This is a genomic window from Neisseria sp. P0001.S005 (assembly GCF_051963715.1).
On record NZ_JBQCTZ010001152.1, the window covers coordinates 1 to 215 of the forward strand.

1 pseudogene is annotated in these 215 nt (G+C 39.5%); it reads left to right on the forward strand.

From position 1 onward, the window contains the following. Positions 1 to 99 precede the first annotated feature (99 nt). Positions 100 to 215 (forward strand): annotated as a pseudogene (locus tag ACTHSP_RS24375) (EtfB protein); the annotation flags it as partial.

Below are 215 nucleotides of genomic sequence, written 5' to 3' on the forward strand. Positions count from 1 at the left end.
GGTTTTATCATGTTGGTGAAAACCGAATTGGATTTTATATAAAGAATGTATCAAAAGCAGTATGCTAGATTTGATGGGCATTCTTTTTAGGAGAATTGAATGAAAGCACTGGTCGCAGTAAAGCGCGTAGTGGACTACAACGTCAAAGTTCGTGTGAAAGCCGATGGTTCCGATGTGGATATCGGTAATGTCAAAATGTCGATGAACCCGTTTGA